Here is a 19,741-nt window from a genome sequence, read left to right as displayed (position 1 = left end):
GCTTCTGCCAGCAGGAGCGCCCCATGAAGATCACCGCCACGGTCCGCAACTCCGCCCAGGCGCACGAAGTACTCGTCGCCACCAACGGCGCCGCACAGACGCTGCCGGTGCCAGCCAAGAGCACCGGCCAGGGCTCCGCCGTGAACGGCGGCGAATTCCTGATGCTGGCCCTTGCCACCTGCTATTGCAACGACGTGTACCGCGAAGCCGAACGGCTGCAAATCCCGGTCGACGCGGTGTACGTGGAAGCCAGCGCCGACTTCCCCGGTCGCGGCCTGGCTGCCACCAATATCCGCTACTTCGCCCGCGTCACCTCACCAGCCCCGGACCACGTAATTGCCGACCTGCTGCGCCAAACCGACGCCGTGGCGGAAGTGCAAAGCACGATCCGTAATGGCGCTGCCGTGCTGCTGGAGTAAGGCAGCCGCCTTGCCGCCCTGACAAGCGCCAGCCAGCAAAAGCAAACCAAGCCGCAAACACATCACTCGTCCCCGCACTGAAGACCGAGTTGCGCCTTGAACTTTTGCGCCTCATCTCGCGGCTCTTTGGTAAGCAGGGCACACGCCGTGAAATTGCCGAACGTGCGCCGCTGCGCCGCATCCCAGTAAGTCCAGTCCACCACCAGCTCGCGCCCAAACTTGATCCGCTGCCCGCTGGTGACCTTCTTCACCATGCGCGGCTCATTCGCGAGGGTGCCGGTGAACTGCCCATCCGCCCACTGGAAATCACGTACCCAGAAAAACTCCGTGTTCAGCCCCTCGGTGATGGCGACCTTTAACGCATACTTGGACGTACCCTGCGCAGGCGCAGAGGCCTTGGCCAGGAAGCTGTCGAGCGTTGCACGCCCCTTCTCGAAAGCACTCTTCATAGCAGGCTCCTCGTTCCGCATGAAGACCAGCTTGTCCTCCTTCGCCTTATCAGCAACCGGCGCCGCGTTGGCGCCCAGCGCCGCACACAACATCAATCCCACAATGCCCTTCTGCATTCAGCTTCTCCAGAATTACTGCGACACAGTCCACCAATCATCAATATGCACAAGCGTACAAGGCTTGTTGTGCGGCTTAACGTACTGGCTACAGGTGGCAATCGCATCCTCCGCCGCCACACGCGGCGAAGTGCGGTTCGCCGCCCAGCCCCAACTACCGTCCGGCGCCTGCGCAAAAGCCTTGCTCCCCTTCCCTGGCAAATACTTCTCAAGGAATGCCTGCCTGGCAGTGTTCATCCGCAGCACATCCCCCGCCGCCAACGACGTGGTCGGCCGCGCGTGCTCCCCCATAAAGCGCAGCCACTCCACATCATGCGACCACTGCGGCACGACGTGCGCCAACCACATCTCGGAACGACGTTCGAATTTGAGGTAAAGATCTTCGTTCACGCGATAGAGCGTGGCGCGGTGGACGAAATGGCCATGGTAAGGAATTTTGTCCATCCCAGGACCTTTGCGATCGAGCACCCTAAGGGTCAGGCCATCGGCGCCGCACGACCACTCGCCCCTGGCAAACATGCGCGAGGACACCAGCTTCTCGCCGATCAGATACTTGATCGACACGCCCTGATTCTCAGTCAACGCCACAGAGAACGTGCGCGGCATCGCATGCTGCACATCCGGCTGCACCTCCTGGTGGGACAGGCCCAACGCCCACCAGACTCCATGGTATTGGCCGCCGGACTTTTCACCCAGCCGACTCGCCGGGAACTCTTCGTGTTCCCAACGCCTTTGGTTAGGATCGATATAAGAGCCCTGGACCTCCGCACAATTCTCGGACATGCCCTTCAGGGCAGGCCAGCCAATTGGGAAAGACTGCACCCTCTCATTCGAAAAGACCCCCGCATTGGCCAACAGAGGAAGTAAAAGGCAACTAATTAAAGATCTAACTTTTTTCTCCTAATGACGCGTTGTCGCGTGGCGCACGCATTGCAAGGTAAACGCCCCCGCCGCCAGATAGCTGGGAACGACCTTCACCCCACAAACAAGGCGCGGCAGCTGCGGCGACAGGTTGCCGCACAAGCATCCAAACCCTATGAACTCCTGATCGCCTGAAGCGAGACCCGGAAACCTATTTGGCATTCACCTTGTCCACGACCAGCTTGTGCTCGGCATCGAACACCCACGCATCTTCATAGTCGATTTCGAACAAGTGCCCATCCGGGTCTTTGAAGTAGGCAGCGACACCCCAAGCCGTTTTGGTAACTGGCTTTACAACGGTACCGCCTGCCGCCACCGCCCGCGCCAGAACAAGCGGCACTTCATCCGTCGACTTGGCCAGGTAAGCCAGCCCTACCCCAGAAAACCCGCTGCCCTTGGCAGTCGGCGACTGCGCATCCTTGGCGAACGCCTCGCGCGACAAAAGGCAAAGCGCATAGCCGCCCATATCGAACTTCACAAAGCCCTCGTTCCCGGATGGTGACTTCTTCCAGCCCAGAGCCTCGTAGAATTTAACGGAGCGGGCCACGTCTTCAACACCCAGCAAGATCAAGTGCAAGCGCTGACTCGGAGGTATGGCCGATATCTTTCCGGAAGCGGGCATGGTCTCGGCGGCCTGCGGGCTTGCGATCGCCAGGCCAGAAACAAGGGCGAATACAACGGCGGCCACTCTGCTCATCCGAATCCCCTTACTGCTTCACCAGCTTATGGTAAGCAAACGTGCCCGCTATGCCTTGAGCGTAGTAGTAGATGAAGATAATGGCCAATACCGTCCCGCTGACTGAACCCGTTTCAATGGCGATCAGGATTTTGGAGACGACGAAATAGACCAGCATCAAAACCGCACACGCACGGCTCTTCTTATAGATACCGAACGCCAGGCCAAAGATCAGTACGACGTCAATAAAATTCCAAGCATTGAAACCGGCAGCCTTGGTTCCGCTGATCGCCAGCAGCGTGAACAACAGCGTCATTGAGCCTGAGATGGCGCCGGCAATCCAGGCTTGCTTGATCTTTTTTTGGACTTCAGGCGGCACCTCCGGCATCGCGCGCTCAACGGCAACGTCTGCAACTGGGGGCAAGTAGGGATTCATTTGGTCTCCGCAGGTCAAATAACCGTTAATCATAACTGGCGCGGCACCGGGAAAAACTCTCCAACAGTAACATCCTGCGCGGCGGCCGCGCGGGGCTGCGGTATGCGGAACGGGGGAAGTCACTTAACTACCCATCCGACGCAAGCACCTCCCCGACTTGAGAGTTCGGCTTGCGGCGCTCCATGACATCAATTAGCTGATTCAAGCGCTTCTTATTGTATTGCTGGAGCAAACACGGATAGAGATTGCCGACAGTATTGAAGAAGACGAAGGCGATGCCTACTTTGGGCCCGTAAATAGTCCATGCGTAGACCGTCGATACCGCCATCACAGCAAAGCCCACCCAGTGCGAAACCTCCGCAGTCGCAATGTGCTTTCGGATGTCCTTCAGCAGTTGCAAGTCGCGCTTCTTCGGCAGTTTGATGTTGGTGTTAAACATCCGCAGCGGCGTCGCCAGGAGAAATTTCTGAAACCGCTCAACCCCAACATTTTCGTACGTCTTTGAATCTGCAAACAGGTAGCGCGCGCTGATCCATCCATAAAACGGCATCCGGCGGAGCACAAGGTCCGCGATGACTCCGATGATGAACGACAGGAACATCACCGCGATCGGGTTATTCAGAAGTTGCATGCTTGCTTCCTCAAGTTTTCTCAATTGTCTCGAATCTTTAGGCTTCCAACGCACAGAGTCTAGACGCGTCCGAATGCGTGGGCTGGGACGCCGCTCCACGCCCGACACGATACTCAACGATCGCAGGGAGGCGGTAGCTTGCAGCCCAGTAATAGAAGAGATAACGCGACAGCTGACCAGCGGATCATAGGGCTTTCAACCATGAAAAGTTGGCTTTTTAACAAACATCATTATGCCGCCTAATCCCAAGACAATGCAAAAACCTTTACGCCGAATAGCCTGGAGGCAGACCCATGATCTAGCCCAGACCGAAGCGGCAGACTTACTTCCCCGAGGCGAATTCAGCGTACGCATATGCCTTGGCCTTGTCATGGAGGTTAAGTCGATCCTCGTCTTGCACTGACCTGACTAAATATTCGCGCAGTTCGGCGGCGGAGAACGACGGGAGCGCAACGTCTTCGCATTGCCCCCATCGAGCCTCGGCAAGGGCAATCCACCACCAAGCCTCTTTGGGATCGCGCAGGTCGGCGGGGCCGCAAGTGTGAATCCAGGCAAGCTGCGTTTCACGCCTATTCCCCGGCAAATGCCCGCTCTTCCACTCAGTTGCCAGCGCCTGCATGTCCTGTGTGGCGCCAATGCCCAGAAAACGGCGGCGGTCATACTCCTCATATGCCCGAGCGGGGCGTTCAACCCAGTCATGGCATTGCAAGGCGCTATGGTAGGCCTGCGTGGCAAGTGCCGGGTTTTGCGGTTGTTGAGCCGCATAGTAGTCTGCTAGTGCGAGCCAGGCTTCGCCAACGGAAAGACGGGCCAGCTCCAACATTGGAGCAAGGTCGCCGACTTCGAGGCGATCTCGAGCTTTGGCAAGGCGATTTGCTCGTCGGTTTCGACGAAAGGCATCGCGCACCTCCTCAAGGATGATCCGCAAAATTCCTGGTCGCTTCGTTGACCTTCCACCGTTCTGACTCATCTACATCCTTACGATAGCCAGCGGCTGACGCGTGCGGTCAGGCTGGGGGGCATAGTCAACAAAAGATGATGCACTGGAACTCCCAACGTTATAAAACAACCGGCGCGCACTAGCGCGTCCGGGTTGATTGCCTGGTTGCGCTTTTGCGGCACCTTCATTATTGCGCTGCGCAGACTTCCGCGACTTGAGGGTAGCGTTCTTCACTTTTTATCGTGTCGATCACCGCGCCGCGTCTCATGAATTTTCCTGCCATTACAGTGTCCCTTGTCCCGCCCAACGTTTAAGCAGAGCCTTGAGCGGCAGCTTGTCGACGCCAGTCCGCTCGATTAACGGGTTAAGTCGCATTGGTTGCAGGTTGATAAGCAACTTTGAACCGCTCACAGGCAACGAGCATGTTCTCGCTGAACTGGCGGCCTGCTCGGGCGCATTCGCGAGTGAAGTACTGTCTATGCGCCTCACGCCAGAACGACAACGAGCCATCCCCTTCGCCTTCAATGGCCGCAAACTCGGAACTGACTTCGCCAAAGGGCACAACCTCGACTGATTCGGTTTCAATGATACACAGCGGTATGCCAGCCCAGTTCGTTACGATGCTGAGATCGCCCGGCATAGGAATTCGTTTCCCTTCATCTTGGTAGGACCATACCGACCCCGCTGTGGCGCGCTTGGCACCCCGAAGCACGAGTTCGGCAAGCTCATTCGCAAGAGCCTCACTATCCCCGAAGACGCACACCTCGTAGAAGCGGGCAGCGTCCACGCCGCCGATGGAATCGGCGAAAGCATTCCAGAAGTCAGACAGGTGCGCGGGTATATGTGTGATCATGCTTGTGCGGCCTAACATTGAGCTGAGCGAAGGGTTCGGCGTCGGGCTTGATAGCGCCATGGGCTTCAAGCGGCCACACCAAAGAGGGCCCCAACGCCAGCGGTCAATGCCATTGCCAAAGCGCCCCAGAACGTGACGCGCGTTACAGAAGCAATTACGGGAGAACCGCCTGCGCGTGCAGCCAGAAAGCCCAACAGAGCAAGAAAGAAGAGAGAGCTGCCGGCAAGACCCCACATGAGCAGAGAGCCTGGAAGCAAGAGAACCATGAGGAGAGGAAGCGCTGCGCCCACCGCAAAGGTGCCGGCCGAGGCTAATGCGGCTTGCACTGGCTTCGCGGCCAGTGTGTCCGATATGCCCAGTTCATCTCGCGCATGTGCGGCAAGTGCATCATGCTGCGTCAATTGCGTGGCAACGCTCGACGCCAGCGCTTCGTCGAGACCACGTTTGGCGTAGATGTTTTTGAGTTCTGCGTGTTCTTCTATGGGATTCGCGGCAAGCTCCTTGCCCTCCCGCGCTAGATCTGCGCGCTCAGTATCAGCTTGCGAACTGACCGAGACATACTCTCCAGCGGCCATTGACATGGCACCAGCGACGAGACCAGCGACGCCGGCAACCAGAAGGCCCTTGGTATCCGCACCTGCCGCAGCTACACCCAAGACAAGACTAGCAGTAGAAACAATACCGTCGTTCGCGCCAAGAACGGCAGCACGGAGCCAGCCTGTGCGGTGAGTTCTGTGTCTTTCGCTATGTCGCATAGCGTCTGCCCGTGATAAAAAGGTTGTTCTGACGTCTAACGTTCAAGGTGGCTAGCTGCCAGGTTAGACATTTTGCCTCACTCTCGGCGCCAGCCCGCGTAGTATTTCGAGTCGATTGGAAGGCGCATTTGGAGCGAGGAAGTCAGGAATAGTAAATTGGTCGCGCTGCGGTCTTGATAGAAATGCGACGGGCCATTCCGTGACACGCTCCTCTTGAACGTGGGCGTATTGCCCCGGTTCAGGCTCATCGATATATTCCCGCTGAAGGACTAAGGCAAGGGGCTCTTCGGTTCCAGGATTTTCGGTTGCAAAGGCTTTGGCTTCTTCGAATGATTCGAATGCATAGTAGTAGTCGCTTCCGTCATCATCATCCGGAGCGCCTCGCTCAGGGTGACACCAGACCCGGTACTCAAGTACTGCATCCCAAACGAAGCCGCCACCAGCCTTTGCCGAAGCTGGATACTCGCCGACTTTTGATGGGTCAAGAACTGTTGGATAGATCATGAGCTAAGTTGTGAAGTGAACGACCCAACGTTTTGAATTCAGCCGGGACGTAGGGGGCCACTGGAATGGATTGTTCGGCGATTGCGCCATTTTACTCATTCGCCGATTCCCTTTGAAGTTCGCCCAAAAGTTCATTCAGAGTTTTGTGGCGATCGTTTATACCCCAGGCTTCGAGCAGCACCGCAAGGCCTTCGGCTTTCCAGGCGTCGGTTGCGCTATTGATGCGCGAAGCGACTGCCTCGATGTTCTCAAACGTCAACGGGGAAAAGCACGCTTCCAACTCTCGAATGAAAGCATTCACCAGAGTGAGATTTTCAGTTGGCCAGTCATTCATCGCGGCGCAGAGCGCCCGCGCCACTCGCCGACAATTCTCCGAGGTTCTCGGAGCGGACGCGATCACATGCAGTTTTTCGGAATCGAGGCGCATTTAGACTAGGTCACAACGTCCAAGGTAACTGACTGCCAGAACGCGCTGCGTGAAGGTAGCCCAGTTGACCGCAAGGTTAGGATAGCCAAAGAACATCAAGGTCTCCGTCAACGAATCCAACGGCGATTGCCTGACGTGACTTCAAGATTTGTGCAGCAGCAGAACCTGACGCCAAGAGTTGATTCAACAGGTCCGCCATTTCGTCGAGACAGCTCCGCCAGTCGTTACCCGAGAAGGCCAAGGGAATTTCGATCCGACTATTAACAGGAGCCCAAACTTCCGAGCATGCCCAGTCACCGTCGTCGGCGTCGAATTCGTCGACCCCAATCAGTTCGACGGAAAATAGTCCATCATCGCTGCGGTCATAAAGGTTAAAACAAAACGCGCAAACCTCAGTCGGCACACCGGAACCGACGGCGAGCATCACCCATTCGGAAAATTCATCGGCAAAGCACATTGAGTTCCTAGCTTTGAAGCTACCGGTTGAGCGATGGATTATGCATCGCTGCGAAGCCGCTTAGATTGGGGCGATTTATGAGACAGAGACTTTCGTGAAAAAAGCAGTTGCTCAGCAAGATCCGTAACGACCCATTCTTCGATGATCAGCGAGTTGCAGAAGCGACTGACCACCATCTCACGCCAGACGATCGGCTGACCCGTTGCCGGGAACCCTTTGAAAGCTCCAGTGTGTGTAGCGCGCATAGTTCGTTGCCAACTCACGGTATCCGCTGACTCCATGAAGAACTGAACATCGACCACCAAGTTACGAAAGGCGCCGCGATACAGTTCGATTGCCGACCGAATCAACTTCGGCCCACCGCGCAAGTCTTGGCCTGCAGTGTGTACGACGTAGTCAGGGGCGAAGTGTTTGCCGATCACTTCGTATTGTCCGTCGCAAAAGAGCGCGGAAGTGGCGCTCAGTATCTGCTCTTTAGCATGCTGGTTCATTGGTGATGGGTGGCCTGTGATGCCGAACGTCCAAGGTAACCGGCTGCCAGAACGCGCAGCGTGGAGGCAGCCCGGTTGACCGCCAGGTTAGGCATAGACCTCATTTCATGAAGAGCGATAAGAACCAATTGCGCCTCCTTGGTAAGAGATGATCGCAGCAGCTGGGATTGTTGCCCAAGCGTTCAATTATGGCGGGATCATTCCCGCCATAACGAAGTGCGTCAGCACAGCATACTTCGATGGCTTGGCAGGCACGTTCAATTTCTTCCGGCGTAGCCGGCTGTCTCAGAAAATACGTTTCGGAGTTGTTGTCATCAAGCTGAGCCAAAAGTTCAGGCGCCATACTCTCTGGTGCACCGCACGACATGCACTCGCCAGTGGTATAGAACGGACCTGGTGCATTTTTTTCGCAACGCGTGATCATCAATCACCACGCTCCGGTCTCAGCAAGCAGGTCGACTGCGCCGCCGTGCCCTTTGCTGGCCGCGAGCTTTAACCAACGGATAGCCTCGTCCCTGCTCTCGGAAAACTGAAGTAGGTGCTGTCCAAGCTTCCAACAGGAGGCGTCCAAGCCGGCCGCAGCGCACTGACGGAGGAGATCAACGGCTCCTGCAACGTCCTGCTCTGTCCCCATGCCATGGTACATGAAACTCGCCACCCAGTGCCTTGCCTCCAGAAACCCACCGGCCGCCGATTTTCTGTACCAAACCAGGGCTCCGGCCTGATCCCGGGGTGACTCCTCGTCCGCGAGATGTCCCAGGTAAAACTCCGCCTGATGGTCGCCGGCCAGGGCGAGCGCAAAAAGCTGCTCGCGCGCTTCAGCGGGGTCTAAGTCGTTGTAGATGTCCTCAGGGCTCATTCAGTGATGTCGAACGTGGTGAGTTCAGCGGCGCCGCAGGCGTCCGTTGGAACGAGTGGTTGGGCCGATGGACTTTATTCATCATCTTCGTCCTCTGGAGGTGCCAGCTCACGAACCCACACAGCACCAAGGTGACTGCGAGTCGCGATCCAACCCGGTTCAAGATCCGCAACCTCCACCACTGATGGATCGAGGCCTACGACGTGCGACAAGCAAACAAGCGCAGCGTCCTTTGCTTCGAACGTTTCATTATCAAGAAATTGCCAACCGTGATCATCTTCATCGTGAGATACATAGAGGATGGCATTGCGGCCTTCGAGTATAGCGCGTGAAATGATCGTTCCACAATTCTGCGGTTGATCAAACGGCCAAGTGTTCATAATCGAGGATTCAAAAAAGCGCCCAACGTTGCGTTAAGCGGCGCGCTTCAGCGCGTCCGGGTTGATTGCATGGTTGGGATTTTCATGCCTTTCCATGTTTAATTCGCACGAAGGTGAACGGCCAGGCGCATTGCCGAATCCAGGTAATCGATAGCGTCCTCAATCCCTAGCGTAAAATCGTCGGCATGAGCCGCCAGATTTCGAAGCTCACGCAGCCTATGAAATACCTTGAACTGATCCTTGTTCATTACGCCCGCTTGCAAAAGCGCATGACCAATTCGCGAGTGGCCCTTCAATGAATCAGATTCAGGAGCTAGATTGTTTCTGGTAACGCACGCGATGGCTTCCGACTCAACAGTTCGCCAAGCTTCAAGCACAGCGGAACGCGGTGAAACTTCAGCAAGTTGAGCTAAAGGACTTCTTGTTTGATCCTCAGAATTAGGTATCTCGGCGGGCTGAGGAATTGCAACCAGCGCCTCCTGCTTCACCTCTTCGACACCCTTTGAAAACTCCACCTCCAGATCTTTGTACTTCAATGACTTCAAGAACGGTATCAAATCTGCGAGAGGTTTCCGGAAAAGCATCGTAACAATGACCGTTGTGACCGGCCAAGCAAGTGCCTTGGTCAATTCGACGGCGAACGTAAGCCAATCCATGTCATCCCCAACGTGTTAGGTCAGCGGCGCCGAAGGCGTCCGCTGGAGTGCATGGTTGGGCTTATTTTCTGACATAGGGCTCACCTGAAACCTGTTTGACGCTTTCAATCTCCGCTACATCGTAGCCGCCAAAAAGCAGCGGTTTGGCCTTCACCCTAACTCTCAACGTCTCGCGCTTATCTTCCAGCTCGAACGGAGAAGTTTGCCAAAGCCTGGACTTGTCCGATGCGGAGACGTAAAAGACCGGCGCCTCCAAGATACGCAACCGCCTGTTCCCCAAAATGCCCTCGAAGAAGGAGCGGTTATCGTCCTCAAGCTCCATGATCTTGAAGTAGACCTCACCATCAAAGCTCCGCTCGGGTCCACCGGGAATTCGGTAAGCGGCGATGCAAAAGGCGAACCACCCCATTACGAGGAGGAGAAACCCAGTCATCCCAAGTTTGAGTCGTTTCAACACCATCCAGGAGCCCAACGTTCACGCTAACCGGCACGACAAAGCGCAGCTTTGGCGTGTCCAGCGAACGAAGTGAGCGAGGTTGAGCAAATTGTTAGCCATTTATTCCTCTACTGAAGTACGGAACTCTTCATAGCTCCTCCAGACGCGATCCTCAGCGACATGAATCTCGATCGGAAAAGGTTTAAGCCTTCCAAGTGACTTATTCAACACAGAAAAGAACTCAGCCTCAGTTTTCGAGTAGAAAATCCATTCCTTCAACCCGTTCCCTGTCGATACGAGCGCCAACGTCGCCAATCCATTTGCCGCAACTGCTGGATAAAGCGCATCCTCCAATTCGTTCATCCGCACATTCATTTCGCTAGCAGGCATCCCATTCGGCCCCTCGTACTTCCAGGAGATGATTACTCGGATCGGCTGAACTTCACGTTTGAAATTGGGGCCTAGGTCTTTGATGTATCGAAAGATAATTGCCGTCCCGTCTGCCTTATTTTTTGAGACAGCTGTGGCCCATGTCTGGGATTGTGCGAAAGCCGGAAGCATTGTTATGCTGAGAAAAATACAAGCGATAAATCGGATCATAGGGCTAACGTGGCTGTTCAGCGGCGCCGCGAGGCCCGGGAGCCAAGCGGAGAGGAGAAGCATGCGTCATGTTCAAAGCGGCGCCCAACGTTGGACGTAACCGGCCACAGCAGCGCGCAGCGATGCGGAGGTCCGGTTGACGGAATGGTTGGGCAGTTTTGCCGGCACTTTATTCAACAAGAACGACCTCAACGGTTCGCGACCTTCTAATTCCTTCTAGGATTTCATCGAAATTTTGTGCGGACCCGGGAATTAAAATGCGAGAGAACTTACCGAGTTTTGCAACGAGAGTGAAATCCTCCATTCCATTCATTTTGTCCCAGTTGTCGTCGCTTAGTAACCTGAACGACCTGACCGAATCGATATTCACAAACGTATCAACACGCCCAGTGGAAATCATCAGCTCATTCTCTCGGATCGCGAGTTGCCACGGGTGCCGAGGAGTACTCATCATCCCTTTTAGGTACAGGCTCAACCACCATCCCAGATAGCCCAAAGCAATTCCACCGGTCGCCAAGATATAGAAGAGATAGAGGCCGATACTCGTCGAAGTGTCGAGAAAACGGCCCGTAGTCTTGGGGCCGAGCAGTGCCCATCCACAAGCTAGAACCCCAATGAGTACCCAAAGCGGAATGGAGCGAACAATTGCCTGTCGAACAGCAAAGCCGGTTGGAGTGAGTAAAGTTGACATTCAAGCCCAACGTGGTGCTAACCGGCGGCTGGAGCGCGCAGCGCGTAAGCCGTCCGGTTGAGCTAGATGTTGGACACGCGCGTGAACTAGCCGCGAAGGTTTAGCTACCAACGTGTCCGCGAATGCGCCCGCACGAACGCCAGCAAACCGCGCGCGCAGGCCCCTGCCACTAAAATGAGAACTGCCAGCGGCCCAAACGCGGGCATTAGCCGCACTGGCGGATTTGCCAGTGGCCCAAGTGCCAGAAGTAAGAGCTGAAGCCTGCATCATGTTCAAAGCGATGACCAACGTTGGACGTAACCGGCCGTAGCAGCGCGCAGCGATGCGGAGGTCAGGTTGACGGAATTGTTGGGCAAATGCGGCATATTTAGAATGGAATGCGGCCTTTGCGATCGAGTGCCTTAACCCAGCGACGAATCACTCCAGCAAGCGGTTCGACAGAGTCATCTTCGTAATCATCCAGGGCTTTTTGTTCATCAGCATCGAGCTCTAGCACCTTCGACGCGCACCCACAAGAAACGAGCTGACCACCACAAAATGGGCAACGTTCTCGCGTACAAAAGGCCTCATGCAAACTGCCTTCGACCGTTCCGCAATCATCACAAACTTTCGACATAGTGTCCTTCAAATGTGGGCCCAACGTGGTTGCTCAGCGGCGTGCGGAAGTGGGCGAAGCCCGCTGTAGCACGTCCGCTGGAGCTGAAAGTTAGAAGATAAATCAACTACCATATAAAGCCTGAGTTCAGGAACGAGTTCACCAAACAAGATCTAGCAGATCTCGAAGCCACAACTTGAAACTCTTCCCAGTACGTTCACCAGCGCGTAAGCGGGCGATGAACAGCCACGTCGCGTAAAGAAACAGAAAAATGCCCAGGCAAAAAACCACGATTCCTATCAGAATATCGATGAGCATGCACGGGTCTCTAACGTGGAACTAACCGGCGGCGGAGGCGCGCAGCGCTGTAGCCGTCCGGTTGAGTGTAGTGTTGGACACGCGCGTGAACTAGCCGCGAAGGCTTAGCTACCGGCGTGTCCGCGAATGCGCCCATGCTAGCGGCGGCGGGCCGCACTGCACTGGACTTGCCACCAAACTTTGCGCAAACGGCGGCCAAAGCGGCACCGCAAGCCGCACTGGCGGATTTGCCAGCGACCCAGGTGCCAGAAGTAAGAGCTGAAGCCTGCATCATGTTCACAGCGATGACCAACGTGGACGTTCAGCGGCGCCGTCAGGCGTCCGCTGGAACTGAAGGTTAGGTAAAATCATTGAAGAACTCCCTTGCATCACTTGCGATGCGCTCCAGTTGGCCAGCTTCGATTTCAATCGATAGTTCAGCTGACCAGCAAGGCGAGGCATAGCTTGGAAGGATTTCCACAACAAGCGTAGTGTGGCCAATGGCGTCAGAGGATGCCGATAAATTGAACTCACCTTCGATTGCGCCCCATTCCTTTTGCCCTTTGAAGCCACTCCATTCTTCGGCCAACTCACCGAAGAGCTTCGCAGGAGAGCTACCATAGGGAAGGTTCTCAACCTCACGAGTCGCGCGTAAGCCCCGTGCATCGATAGTGATTGTGTAGGCGGTGACCCAGCCAGTGTGATCAAACCTTCTTGAGTCAAAGGTTACCTTCGCCTCTTTATCTGATCGAATAACGAATTCGTCCATGGCCCCTAACGTGACGAGCTAACCGGCACGGCAAGCGCGAAGCGATTGGCGTGTCCAGCGAACGAAGTGAGCGAGGTTGAGCGCATTGTTAGGCTATTCGATTGTTGTGACGGGCCTGTACTCGCGCAAAAGCATCGAGACATTGAAGCTGTAGCTCCGGCTCTCGGCCTTCGGCCGAGAGCCAGCTAACCAGGTCTTCCGAGTCAAAGGTTCGTTCGCCATTTTCAACCAAGCCCGCGATTTGAGCAAAGACCCGATGTTGGATTTCATTGATCCGCCGCAGCAAGATCGGATCAACAACTCCCGGAGCCTGGAACTCGTACCCGCCGCGAGCGACAACCGTAAGCCAATGGCCAAGACGCGCAAGAAACGCGGCCTCCTCCGTCGGCGTAAGCCGGGAGAGGAATTCAATTGCTTCGAGACGCGTGATCGACATGCAGTAAGCCTAACGTTGGACGTAACCGGCCGCAGCAGCGCGGAGCGATGCGGAGGTCCGGTTGACGGAATTGTTGGGCAATATTTTCATTGTTCAAAAACCTCAAAGCAGTTGGCGCGGACTGTAATATCGCCAAAGTCACCCTCGAAGATAACGCCGCTGTCAGTGACTGCAACACTTTCAAGCTCGCCTAAGCTCGGAAGGTTTTCCGTAGTTGTAAAGTTGCCGTGAAAGTGAACCTAACCGAATTCGACACCGATCGGAGAGCCGTCATGATTTCGAGCCTGCACCTTGAAGTGTGCGCCACCAAAGGCGACAACCGTCAATTCAAGATAAGCGTGACGCTGATCCAAATAGAAGGATAGAACGTCAGTTTCAGCGAGGTCTTCGATCTTCATACGGCCCAACGTGTTTGCTCAGCGGCGCGAGGAAGCGGGCGAAGCCCGCTGTAGCGCGTCCGCTGGAGCTGATGGTTAGGGTACCCTTTAGGTATCGTCGCGTGCATCAGACCAGAGTGCATAAAAATCAAAATCCATACTAAGGTTGAACTTCGCTAGACCCGCGACCAGTGAGGCTGAAAAGACAAGACCAGGGTACTCTTCGTGAAAATAGCCGACCAACTGCATGCGCCCGCTGTGTTCTTTGGCGAGTGCAGCAAATTCGATCGGGCTTGCCTCAAGTTGCACCAGTACATCCGCGATGTGAAGTTCCAGCTCCTCAGTTCGAGGCAAACGAGAGGCCAATTCCCAACGATCAAACTTCCGTTCCCTTCGGGTACGCGGATGCAAATCACCCTTGCGCCAAGAATCCGTGGGCGCAATGCCCGTTCGCCTCGACACCATTTCTGGATCAAGAGTCCCCGTCAGCGCAAAATACGCATAGCTTTCATTCGACTGTGACATCGAGCTCCTAACGTTGAATTGAGCGGGGCGCGTAAGCGCATCCGCTCGAATGAGATGTTGGACGGCGCGTCACGGAACGACCAATGGCCGCCGCGTGGGGACGCCCGAGGCGAACAGCCGCAGTCACCGCAGCCGACAGGCCGGCGTTGCGGTGAGCATTGAAGCTAGCGATGTGCGATGCAGCGTGCATATTCTTTAGATCGCAGACGTACAACGTGGTGCTAACCGGCGGCTGGAGCGCGCAGCGCGTAAGCCGTCCGGTTGAGCTAGATGTTGGACACGCGCGTGAACTGGCCGCGAAGGCACAGACGACAGCATGTCCGCGAATGCGCCCGCACGAACGCTAGCAAACCGCGCGCGCAGACCCCTGCCACCAAACTGAGAACTGCCAGCGACCCAAACGCCGGCACTAGCCGCGCTGGCGGATTTGCCAGCGGCCCAAGTGCCGAACGAAGTGGTCGAAGTCTGCATCATGTTCAAAGCGATGGCCAACGTGTTTGAATTAACCGGCGCGCGTCAGCGCGTCCGCGTTGAATGAATTGTTGGGCATAGTTTAACTTGGGTCTAGGTCGGTTGGAAATTTGCTGGCCTCATCCCAAGCATGTCCTTCGAGTTCACCAATGACATTTCGACGGTGCCACGCACGATTGAGATGAGAAAAGATGTGCCCCAGTTCGACGCGAAAAACACTCTCGTCAAACTCAGGATCGGCAGTCATCGAGTCCATCATTTTTTCGAGATGTTCACGAGCATCGTCAAGTTCGTACATGAGCATGGCCCATTCAACCGGAGCTTCTTCTTTCGAAATCATCGTTAGCTTCACCGTCCAGCCCAACGTTAAGTGGACGTCATATTGACGTTTTCGCAAATTTTATCACGACACCTAACGCCACTTTGATCCAGATCCAAGTCGCACCACCGCTGCAGTATGAAGATAAAACCTCCTAACGGCTGGAGGATCACATCATGAACTCCGATCAACCAAAGTTGCTCGATCAGATTCGCGCCACAATACGAACCCTGCATTACAGCATCCGCACCGAAGAAGCTTATGTTGACTGGGCGCGCCGCTTCATCCTGTTCCATAAAAAGCGCCATCCGCGCGACATGGGCAAGGAAGAAATCGAAGCCTTTCTGACCCATCTTGCAGTGGAGCGACGCGTATCCGCATCCACCCAATCGCAAGCGAAAGCCGCCCTCCTCTTCCTGTACCAGAAGGTGCTGAAGGTTGATGTCGACTGGCTGAAAGATGTGGTCGCTGCAAAGCAGCCACAACGCCTTCCTACCGTGCTGACCGTCGAAGAAGTGCGCTGCTTGCTCGCGCACATGAAAGGTGAGACCTGGCTCATCGCCTCCCTACTTTATGGCACCGGCATGCGCGTGCTGGAGGCGTGCCGCTTGCGCGTGCTGGATATCGATTTCGGCAATCGCCAGATCGTGGTCCGTAACGGTAAAGGTGCCAAGGACCGGGTTACTATGCTGCCAGACTCCCTTTTGGCGCCATTAAAGGCCCAGCTTGAAGTGGCCAGATTGCAGCACGAGCGGGATTGTGCTCAAGGTGATGGCGCGGTTTATCTGCCGTTCGCGTTGGATCGCAAATATCCCAACGCTGAGAAGGAATGGAAATGGCAGTACGTATTCCCGGCTACGCGCCTGTCGCGCGACCCGCGCTCAGGTGAAGTGCGGCGCCACCATGTGGAGGAACAGCGGGTCCAGCGGGCTGTGCGGCAGGCGGCACGCGATGCGGGGATCCAAAAGAAGGTGTCGCCGCATACGTTGCGGCATAGTTGTGCGACGCATCTGCTGCAAAGTGGCTACGACATCCGGACCGTGCAGGAGATACTCGGGCATAAAGACGTTCGCACCACCATGATTTACACCCATGTGCTGAACCGTGGCGGGCGTGGGGTGATGAGTCCGCTTGATCGGCATGACATCAGGGGCGGGAACCAAGACTTGCTTCAAGGTTGAGGCAATAGTCACCAGGCTCAGATATGGATTACCAATCGCGACAACAAAGGAATCGTCACAGTTCCCTCCGGACAGGCCTTCGCCAAGCAATTCAAGTTCGCCCCCCTGAGCCCTTAAGTGGGCTCAGGGGAGCGTGGCGCGCTACTTGATCAAGTAGTTGGCATGGCTGGCAATCAGCGTGGCGCCGCATGCTGTGGTATCGCCATCGCGGGCAGTTGGCCTGCCGTCGGTGATATAGGTCTCGCTGCCGCTGTTGATAGTGGTTTCGCTTGGGTGAAGAGGGCAACTCACCGTATCTCCCAGGCGCGCCACGCCCTTGCCGTCAAGGACAAAGGCAGAACTTCCCGTCAGTACCTCGCCGCCATGCGACGTCTTATCTCCAACGCGTATCACTGGACGACTCATTCCCACCCCTTCCCCATCGATTACATATTGCGCCGCGCTGTGTAGGCACGACTATTTCTTTCCGACCAGCTTTACACAGTACTGGGCTGCCGTTCGCGCTTCAATCGATGGCAATGCTGCAATCGCCTCATCAAATTGCTTGCGAACCGGCGCCTTTGTACCCAAAGAAGTAAACACGGCCAGATTGCCCCCGAACTCGGGATCAAAGAAATTCGAACATGCGGAGCGATCCAGGATGGCGGCACAACCGGCAATGGCTGCAATTTCCTCCATCGCCTTTGGATCGATGCGTTTGGTCGGAAGTGTCTGGTAGGCCCAATCCTTGCCCCATACCGTGCGAAAACGCTGATCGAGGCTGTCACTAACTTTCTTAACCTCAGCGCCAGGCTCGCTGCCGCGCGTACAGCTCAGGCCAAATGGCGAATAGACATCACCCGCAAATGCTGGTGTCATCTGGAACGTAGCCGCCAACATCCAGCTCATACTGAACAACAATTTCATTCGACGCATCTTTACTCCAAATACCAAATTCCCGTTACCTCGAATCGGACCTTATAACTAAAGTGCACGGGAGACACCATAGTTAAGTAGTCCGTACGATAGCACGGGTCAACTTCGTTAAAGTCACTGACGAAACCTCCGGCGTGCTTGATCTCGATGTGCCCGGAGATGACTTTGCCCGCGCTGGTAGTCTGCTTCTCAATCGGGGCATAAATGATAATCGAGCCGTGCGGAGCAGTCTTGAGATTGATTCCCGGCGTGGTTTCCAGCAGATTCTTGAACCCATTCTTCGCAAGAACCGGGCCAAAATTCTTGGCATGCTCGCAACCGGGATACTTGAAGTAGCCAGCGGCGACCAGCGCCCTTTTTACATACTTCAGGCAGTAGTGGATTGATTTTGGATGCTTGTGCTTCATCGCATAAGCGATCGCAGTCTCGATCCTGCCGGATGCCTTGGGTTTGCTGACGGTTGCTTCCGGGTGCTTGGATTCAGCGCTGCGATCTTCCCTCACTACCGGCCTGCTGGCGGCAGGCGATGCCTGGGATGGCTTTGCCGGCGCGGTTGCTGCCGGGGCCGCCGCTTGCGCTGGTTTGGCCTGCTCCGGCGCGGGCTTGCCCTTACCATCCGGCACTTTCAGCATCTGGTGCGGATGCAGCAAGTACGGCTTGTCGATGTTGTTCATCTTGGCCAGCACCTGGTAGGTTGTACCATAGAGGCGAGCGATACCCGAGAGGGTCTGGCCTTTTTTCACCTCATGCATACCAGGAGTCTTGGCCGGTGCCGCCTTGTCCTCGTGCAGGTGGGTCTTTACTGGCATGCGCTCCTTGGGCGCAACGATCGTCCAGCTTGAGTTCAACTTATCGATCGCAAGCTGGCCGAGCTCTTTGAACTCCTCGCTGGTCTTCTGGATGAAGATGGTCAAGGGGCCAAAATCCGGCGACGCCAGGAAGGTCGGCAGCAAGCCATGCTCGTTGGACTTCATGACCTTCGATTTGCCGTTCTGCTCTACCTTCACGACCGCGTCGGCAATCGGACTGCCGGACGCGTCGACGATACTCAGCGCGTGCCCGACATCGAGCGCCTTCTCATACAGGTCGGCCAGCTTGGAAAATTTTCCGGTAGCCAGCCCCTCGCCGCCATAATTTCCGCTCGGGCCGTCGTGATGGTACTTGTAGCACCAGACATCAGGCTTACCTCGCTTTTTGGCCAAGGCCTCATTATCAAGGAAGTGCGCCAGCAAAGCCTTGACGTTGGCATTCGTATCGAAGCGATTGCTGTCGTTCAGGCCGTAAAACTTGCCCGTTTTATTGACGAACTGGCCCAGGCTGCTGGCGGAAGTAGTGCCGGCAGCAGCATCAGGATTAAAGCCCGACTCGATTTTGGCCGTCGCCAGCAGCAATGCGGTGCGGCGCACGTTCATGCCGGCCCCTTTGGCGGCCGCAATCAGCTTGTCAATAACCTGTTTTTGCACGGCCAGCGACGCATCCCCCCAAACGCGGGAATGACCAGCCAACCTGCCGGGACTATGATCGACCGGCTCCTTGTAATGCGAGTACGACTTGACCTGCTTGTCCTTATACTCCGCGCCCTTATTCTTGGTATAGAAGACGTTGTAATCAATGGCCATTCAACGCACTTTCGATATAGACATCGAACAGGCTGCCCTGCCCTATCTTCTTCGCTTTCTTATCGAACGCAGTTTTCGTCGCTTCGCCCACTGCGGGGTTCTTTTTCTTGTCGCGACTGGAACCGATCAGGGCACCATCCCAACTGTAAACATCGGCCCATTCGCATTGCGTGCAATTGCCACCGTTCGACATCGAGACGACGATCACCTTCTGTTTTCCTGGCGTTTCAGCACAGATGACATCGCCAACTTTATCGGCGATCAGGGGATAAGCATCACCAGTTTGCAGTGGCTCTGGCTTGAACGACTGGCCACCGAGTTCACGTCCGTTGGCGCCATCGCTGATGCTCAGGCGCTGGTTGGTGCAGGACAGGCCTGGGTAGCCGGCCTCCTTATAGCAGCTTGCCTTCAGCTCTATCTTGCGGTCAACGCATTGCAGCGCCGCAGCACGCTGGCGCAATGTCGGCTTGGATTGGGCCAACGCGGTCTGCGCCAGGCAAACGGACATCAACAAACCCAGGATCAAGTTTTTTTTCATA

General features: G+C 55.8%; 31 protein-coding genes. 2 read left to right on the top strand and 29 right to left on the bottom strand.

Annotated features, from left to right (window positions below; all coding sequences use genetic code 11):
• The first annotated feature begins 23 nt into the window (after positions 1-23).
• Entirely contained in the window at positions 24-419 is a 396-nt protein-coding gene (locus GTP41_RS12525) for an OsmC family protein (protein ID WP_161025917.1), read from the top strand.
• 62 nt (positions 420-481) lie between these two features.
• Here the strand turns inward: GTP41_RS12525 and GTP41_RS12520 are convergent, their stop codons facing one another.
• The 25 genes from GTP41_RS12520 to GTP41_RS12400 all read right to left on the bottom strand — a co-directional run bounded on the left by GTP41_RS12520 (position 482) and on the right by GTP41_RS12400 (position 15,508).
• Entirely contained in the window at positions 482-985 is a 504-nt protein-coding gene (locus tag GTP41_RS12520) for a YegJ family protein (protein WP_161025916.1), read from the bottom strand.
• Positions 986-1,000: 15 nt separating this feature from the next.
• Positions 1,001-1,636 carry a hypothetical protein gene (locus GTP41_RS12515; protein ID WP_161025915.1) on the bottom strand — a complete coding sequence of 212 codons (636 nt, stop codon included), beginning with the start codon at positions 1,634-1,636 and terminating at the stop codon, positions 1,001-1,003.
• Positions 1,637-2,057: 421 nt separating this feature from the next.
• Positions 2,058-2,603: a VOC family protein gene (locus GTP41_RS12510; RefSeq protein ID WP_202419721.1), complete on the bottom strand. Its 546-nt coding sequence runs from the start codon at positions 2,601-2,603 to the stop codon at positions 2,058-2,060.
• Positions 2,604-2,613: 10 nt separating this feature from the next.
• Positions 2,614-3,018, bottom strand: coding sequence for a hypothetical protein (locus GTP41_RS12505; protein WP_161025914.1), 405 nt, complete (start codon positions 3,016-3,018; stop codon positions 2,614-2,616).
• Positions 3,019-3,145: 127 nt separating this feature from the next.
• Entirely contained in the window at positions 3,146-3,649 is a 504-nt protein-coding gene (locus GTP41_RS12500; protein ID WP_161025913.1) for a glycosyl-4,4'-diaponeurosporenoate acyltransferase CrtO family protein, read from the bottom strand.
• 322 nt (positions 3,650-3,971) lie between these two features.
• The gene (locus GTP41_RS12495; RefSeq protein WP_161025912.1) at positions 3,972-4,619 is read right to left on the bottom strand and encodes a hypothetical protein; all 648 of its coding nucleotides are present in this window, start codon (positions 4,617-4,619) and stop codon (positions 3,972-3,974) included.
• A gap of 334 nt (positions 4,620-4,953) precedes the next feature.
• A complete protein-coding gene (locus GTP41_RS12490) occupies positions 4,954-5,442 on the bottom strand; it encodes an ASCH domain-containing protein (protein ID WP_161025911.1) in 489 nt (162 codons plus the stop codon).
• Between the two features lie 65 nt (positions 5,443-5,507).
• Positions 5,508-6,197, bottom strand: a complete 690-nt coding sequence (locus tag GTP41_RS12485; protein WP_161025910.1) for a VIT1/CCC1 transporter family protein — start codon at positions 6,195-6,197, stop codon at positions 5,508-5,510.
• A gap of 63 nt (positions 6,198-6,260) precedes the next feature.
• A complete protein-coding gene (locus tag GTP41_RS12480) occupies positions 6,261-6,701 on the bottom strand; it encodes a GCN5 family acetyltransferase (protein WP_161025909.1) in 441 nt (146 codons plus the stop codon).
• Positions 6,702-6,792: 91 nt separating this feature from the next.
• Positions 6,793-7,128 carry a hypothetical protein gene (locus tag GTP41_RS12475; RefSeq protein WP_161025908.1) on the bottom strand — a complete coding sequence of 112 codons (336 nt, stop codon included), beginning with the start codon at positions 7,126-7,128 and terminating at the stop codon, positions 6,793-6,795.
• 76 nt (positions 7,129-7,204) lie between these two features.
• Entirely contained in the window at positions 7,205-7,585 is a 381-nt protein-coding gene (locus tag GTP41_RS12470) for a hypothetical protein (protein WP_161025907.1), read from the bottom strand.
• 38 nt (positions 7,586-7,623) lie between these two features.
• Entirely contained in the window at positions 7,624-8,076 is a 453-nt protein-coding gene (locus tag GTP41_RS12465; protein ID WP_161025906.1) for an ester cyclase, read from the bottom strand.
• A 100-nt stretch (positions 8,077-8,176) separates the two neighbouring features.
• Positions 8,177-8,443 (bottom strand): 4Fe-4S domain-containing protein, encoded by a 267-nt coding sequence (locus tag GTP41_RS27990; RefSeq protein WP_371867355.1) that lies wholly within the window; start codon positions 8,441-8,443, stop codon positions 8,177-8,179.
• Positions 8,444-8,503: 60 nt separating this feature from the next.
• Entirely contained in the window at positions 8,504-8,935 is a 432-nt protein-coding gene (locus GTP41_RS12455) for a tetratricopeptide repeat protein (protein WP_161025904.1), read from the bottom strand.
• Positions 8,936-9,009: 74 nt separating this feature from the next.
• Entirely contained in the window at positions 9,010-9,315 is a 306-nt protein-coding gene (locus GTP41_RS12450; RefSeq protein WP_202419720.1) for a hypothetical protein, read from the bottom strand.
• 98 nt (positions 9,316-9,413) lie between these two features.
• The gene (locus GTP41_RS12445; protein ID WP_161025903.1) at positions 9,414-9,971 is read right to left on the bottom strand and encodes a DUF4145 domain-containing protein; all 558 of its coding nucleotides are present in this window, start codon (positions 9,969-9,971) and stop codon (positions 9,414-9,416) included.
• Positions 9,972-10,032: 61 nt separating this feature from the next.
• Positions 10,033-10,425 (bottom strand): hypothetical protein, encoded by a 393-nt coding sequence (locus GTP41_RS12440; RefSeq protein WP_161025902.1) that lies wholly within the window; start codon positions 10,423-10,425, stop codon positions 10,033-10,035.
• 102 nt (positions 10,426-10,527) lie between these two features.
• Complete coding sequence (locus GTP41_RS12435; protein ID WP_161025901.1) at positions 10,528-11,007, bottom strand: DUF695 domain-containing protein; 480 nt, start codon at positions 11,005-11,007, stop codon at positions 10,528-10,530.
• Between the two features lie 169 nt (positions 11,008-11,176).
• On the bottom strand, positions 11,177-11,698 hold the full coding sequence (locus GTP41_RS12430; RefSeq protein WP_161025900.1) for a hypothetical protein: 522 nt from the start codon (positions 11,696-11,698) through the stop codon (positions 11,177-11,179).
• A gap of 367 nt (positions 11,699-12,065) precedes the next feature.
• A complete protein-coding gene (locus GTP41_RS12425) occupies positions 12,066-12,314 on the bottom strand; it encodes a hypothetical protein (protein WP_161025899.1) in 249 nt (82 codons plus the stop codon).
• A gap of 634 nt (positions 12,315-12,948) precedes the next feature.
• A complete protein-coding gene (locus GTP41_RS12420) occupies positions 12,949-13,359 on the bottom strand; it encodes a DUF6228 family protein (protein WP_161025898.1) in 411 nt (136 codons plus the stop codon).
• A gap of 88 nt (positions 13,360-13,447) precedes the next feature.
• On the bottom strand, positions 13,448-13,795 hold the full coding sequence (locus GTP41_RS12415) for a hypothetical protein (RefSeq protein WP_161025897.1): 348 nt from the start codon (positions 13,793-13,795) through the stop codon (positions 13,448-13,450).
• Between the two features lie 239 nt (positions 13,796-14,034).
• Entirely contained in the window at positions 14,035-14,193 is a 159-nt protein-coding gene (locus GTP41_RS12410; protein WP_161025896.1) for a hypothetical protein, read from the bottom strand.
• 87 nt (positions 14,194-14,280) lie between these two features.
• Positions 14,281-14,697 carry a DUF4279 domain-containing protein gene (locus tag GTP41_RS12405; protein ID WP_161025895.1) on the bottom strand — a complete coding sequence of 139 codons (417 nt, stop codon included), beginning with the start codon at positions 14,695-14,697 and terminating at the stop codon, positions 14,281-14,283.
• 553 nt (positions 14,698-15,250) lie between these two features.
• Positions 15,251-15,508, bottom strand: a complete 258-nt coding sequence (locus GTP41_RS12400; protein WP_161025894.1) for a hypothetical protein — start codon at positions 15,506-15,508, stop codon at positions 15,251-15,253.
• A gap of 155 nt (positions 15,509-15,663) precedes the next feature.
• Here GTP41_RS12400 and GTP41_RS12395 point away from each other — a divergent pair, with 155 nt between their 5' ends.
• The gene (locus tag GTP41_RS12395) at positions 15,664-16,668 is read left to right on the top strand and encodes an integron integrase (protein ID WP_161025893.1); all 1,005 of its coding nucleotides are present in this window, start codon (positions 15,664-15,666) and stop codon (positions 16,666-16,668) included.
• 141 nt (positions 16,669-16,809) lie between these two features.
• Here the strand turns inward: GTP41_RS12395 and GTP41_RS12390 are convergent, their stop codons facing one another.
• From GTP41_RS12390 to GTP41_RS12375, 4 genes are read right to left on the bottom strand one after another with little or no spacing between them, the layout of a single operon-like run.
• Positions 16,810-17,073 carry a PAAR domain-containing protein gene (locus tag GTP41_RS12390; protein ID WP_161025892.1) on the bottom strand — a complete coding sequence of 88 codons (264 nt, stop codon included), beginning with the start codon at positions 17,071-17,073 and terminating at the stop codon, positions 16,810-16,812.
• Between the two features lie 51 nt (positions 17,074-17,124).
• Entirely contained in the window at positions 17,125-17,574 is a 450-nt protein-coding gene (locus GTP41_RS12385) for a hypothetical protein (protein WP_161025891.1), read from the bottom strand.
• An 11-nt stretch (positions 17,575-17,585) separates the two neighbouring features.
• Complete coding sequence (locus GTP41_RS12380) at positions 17,586-19,202, bottom strand: LysM peptidoglycan-binding domain-containing protein (protein ID WP_161025890.1); 1,617 nt, start codon at positions 19,200-19,202, stop codon at positions 17,586-17,588.
• Positions 19,192-19,740 (bottom strand): hypothetical protein, encoded by a 549-nt coding sequence (locus GTP41_RS12375; RefSeq protein ID WP_161025889.1) that lies wholly within the window; start codon positions 19,738-19,740, stop codon positions 19,192-19,194. Before GTP41_RS12375 ends, GTP41_RS12380 begins: the two co-directional genes overlap by 11 nt.
• Between the last annotated feature and the right edge of the window lies 1 nt (position 19,741).

Source organism: Pseudoduganella guangdongensis (assembly GCF_009857475.1).
GTDB classification, from domain to species: Bacteria; Pseudomonadota; Gammaproteobacteria; order Burkholderiales; family Burkholderiaceae_D; genus Rugamonas; species Rugamonas guangdongensis.
The sequence above is the reverse complement of the archived record's forward strand: the minus strand, read 5'-3'. Positions and strand labels throughout refer to the sequence as shown.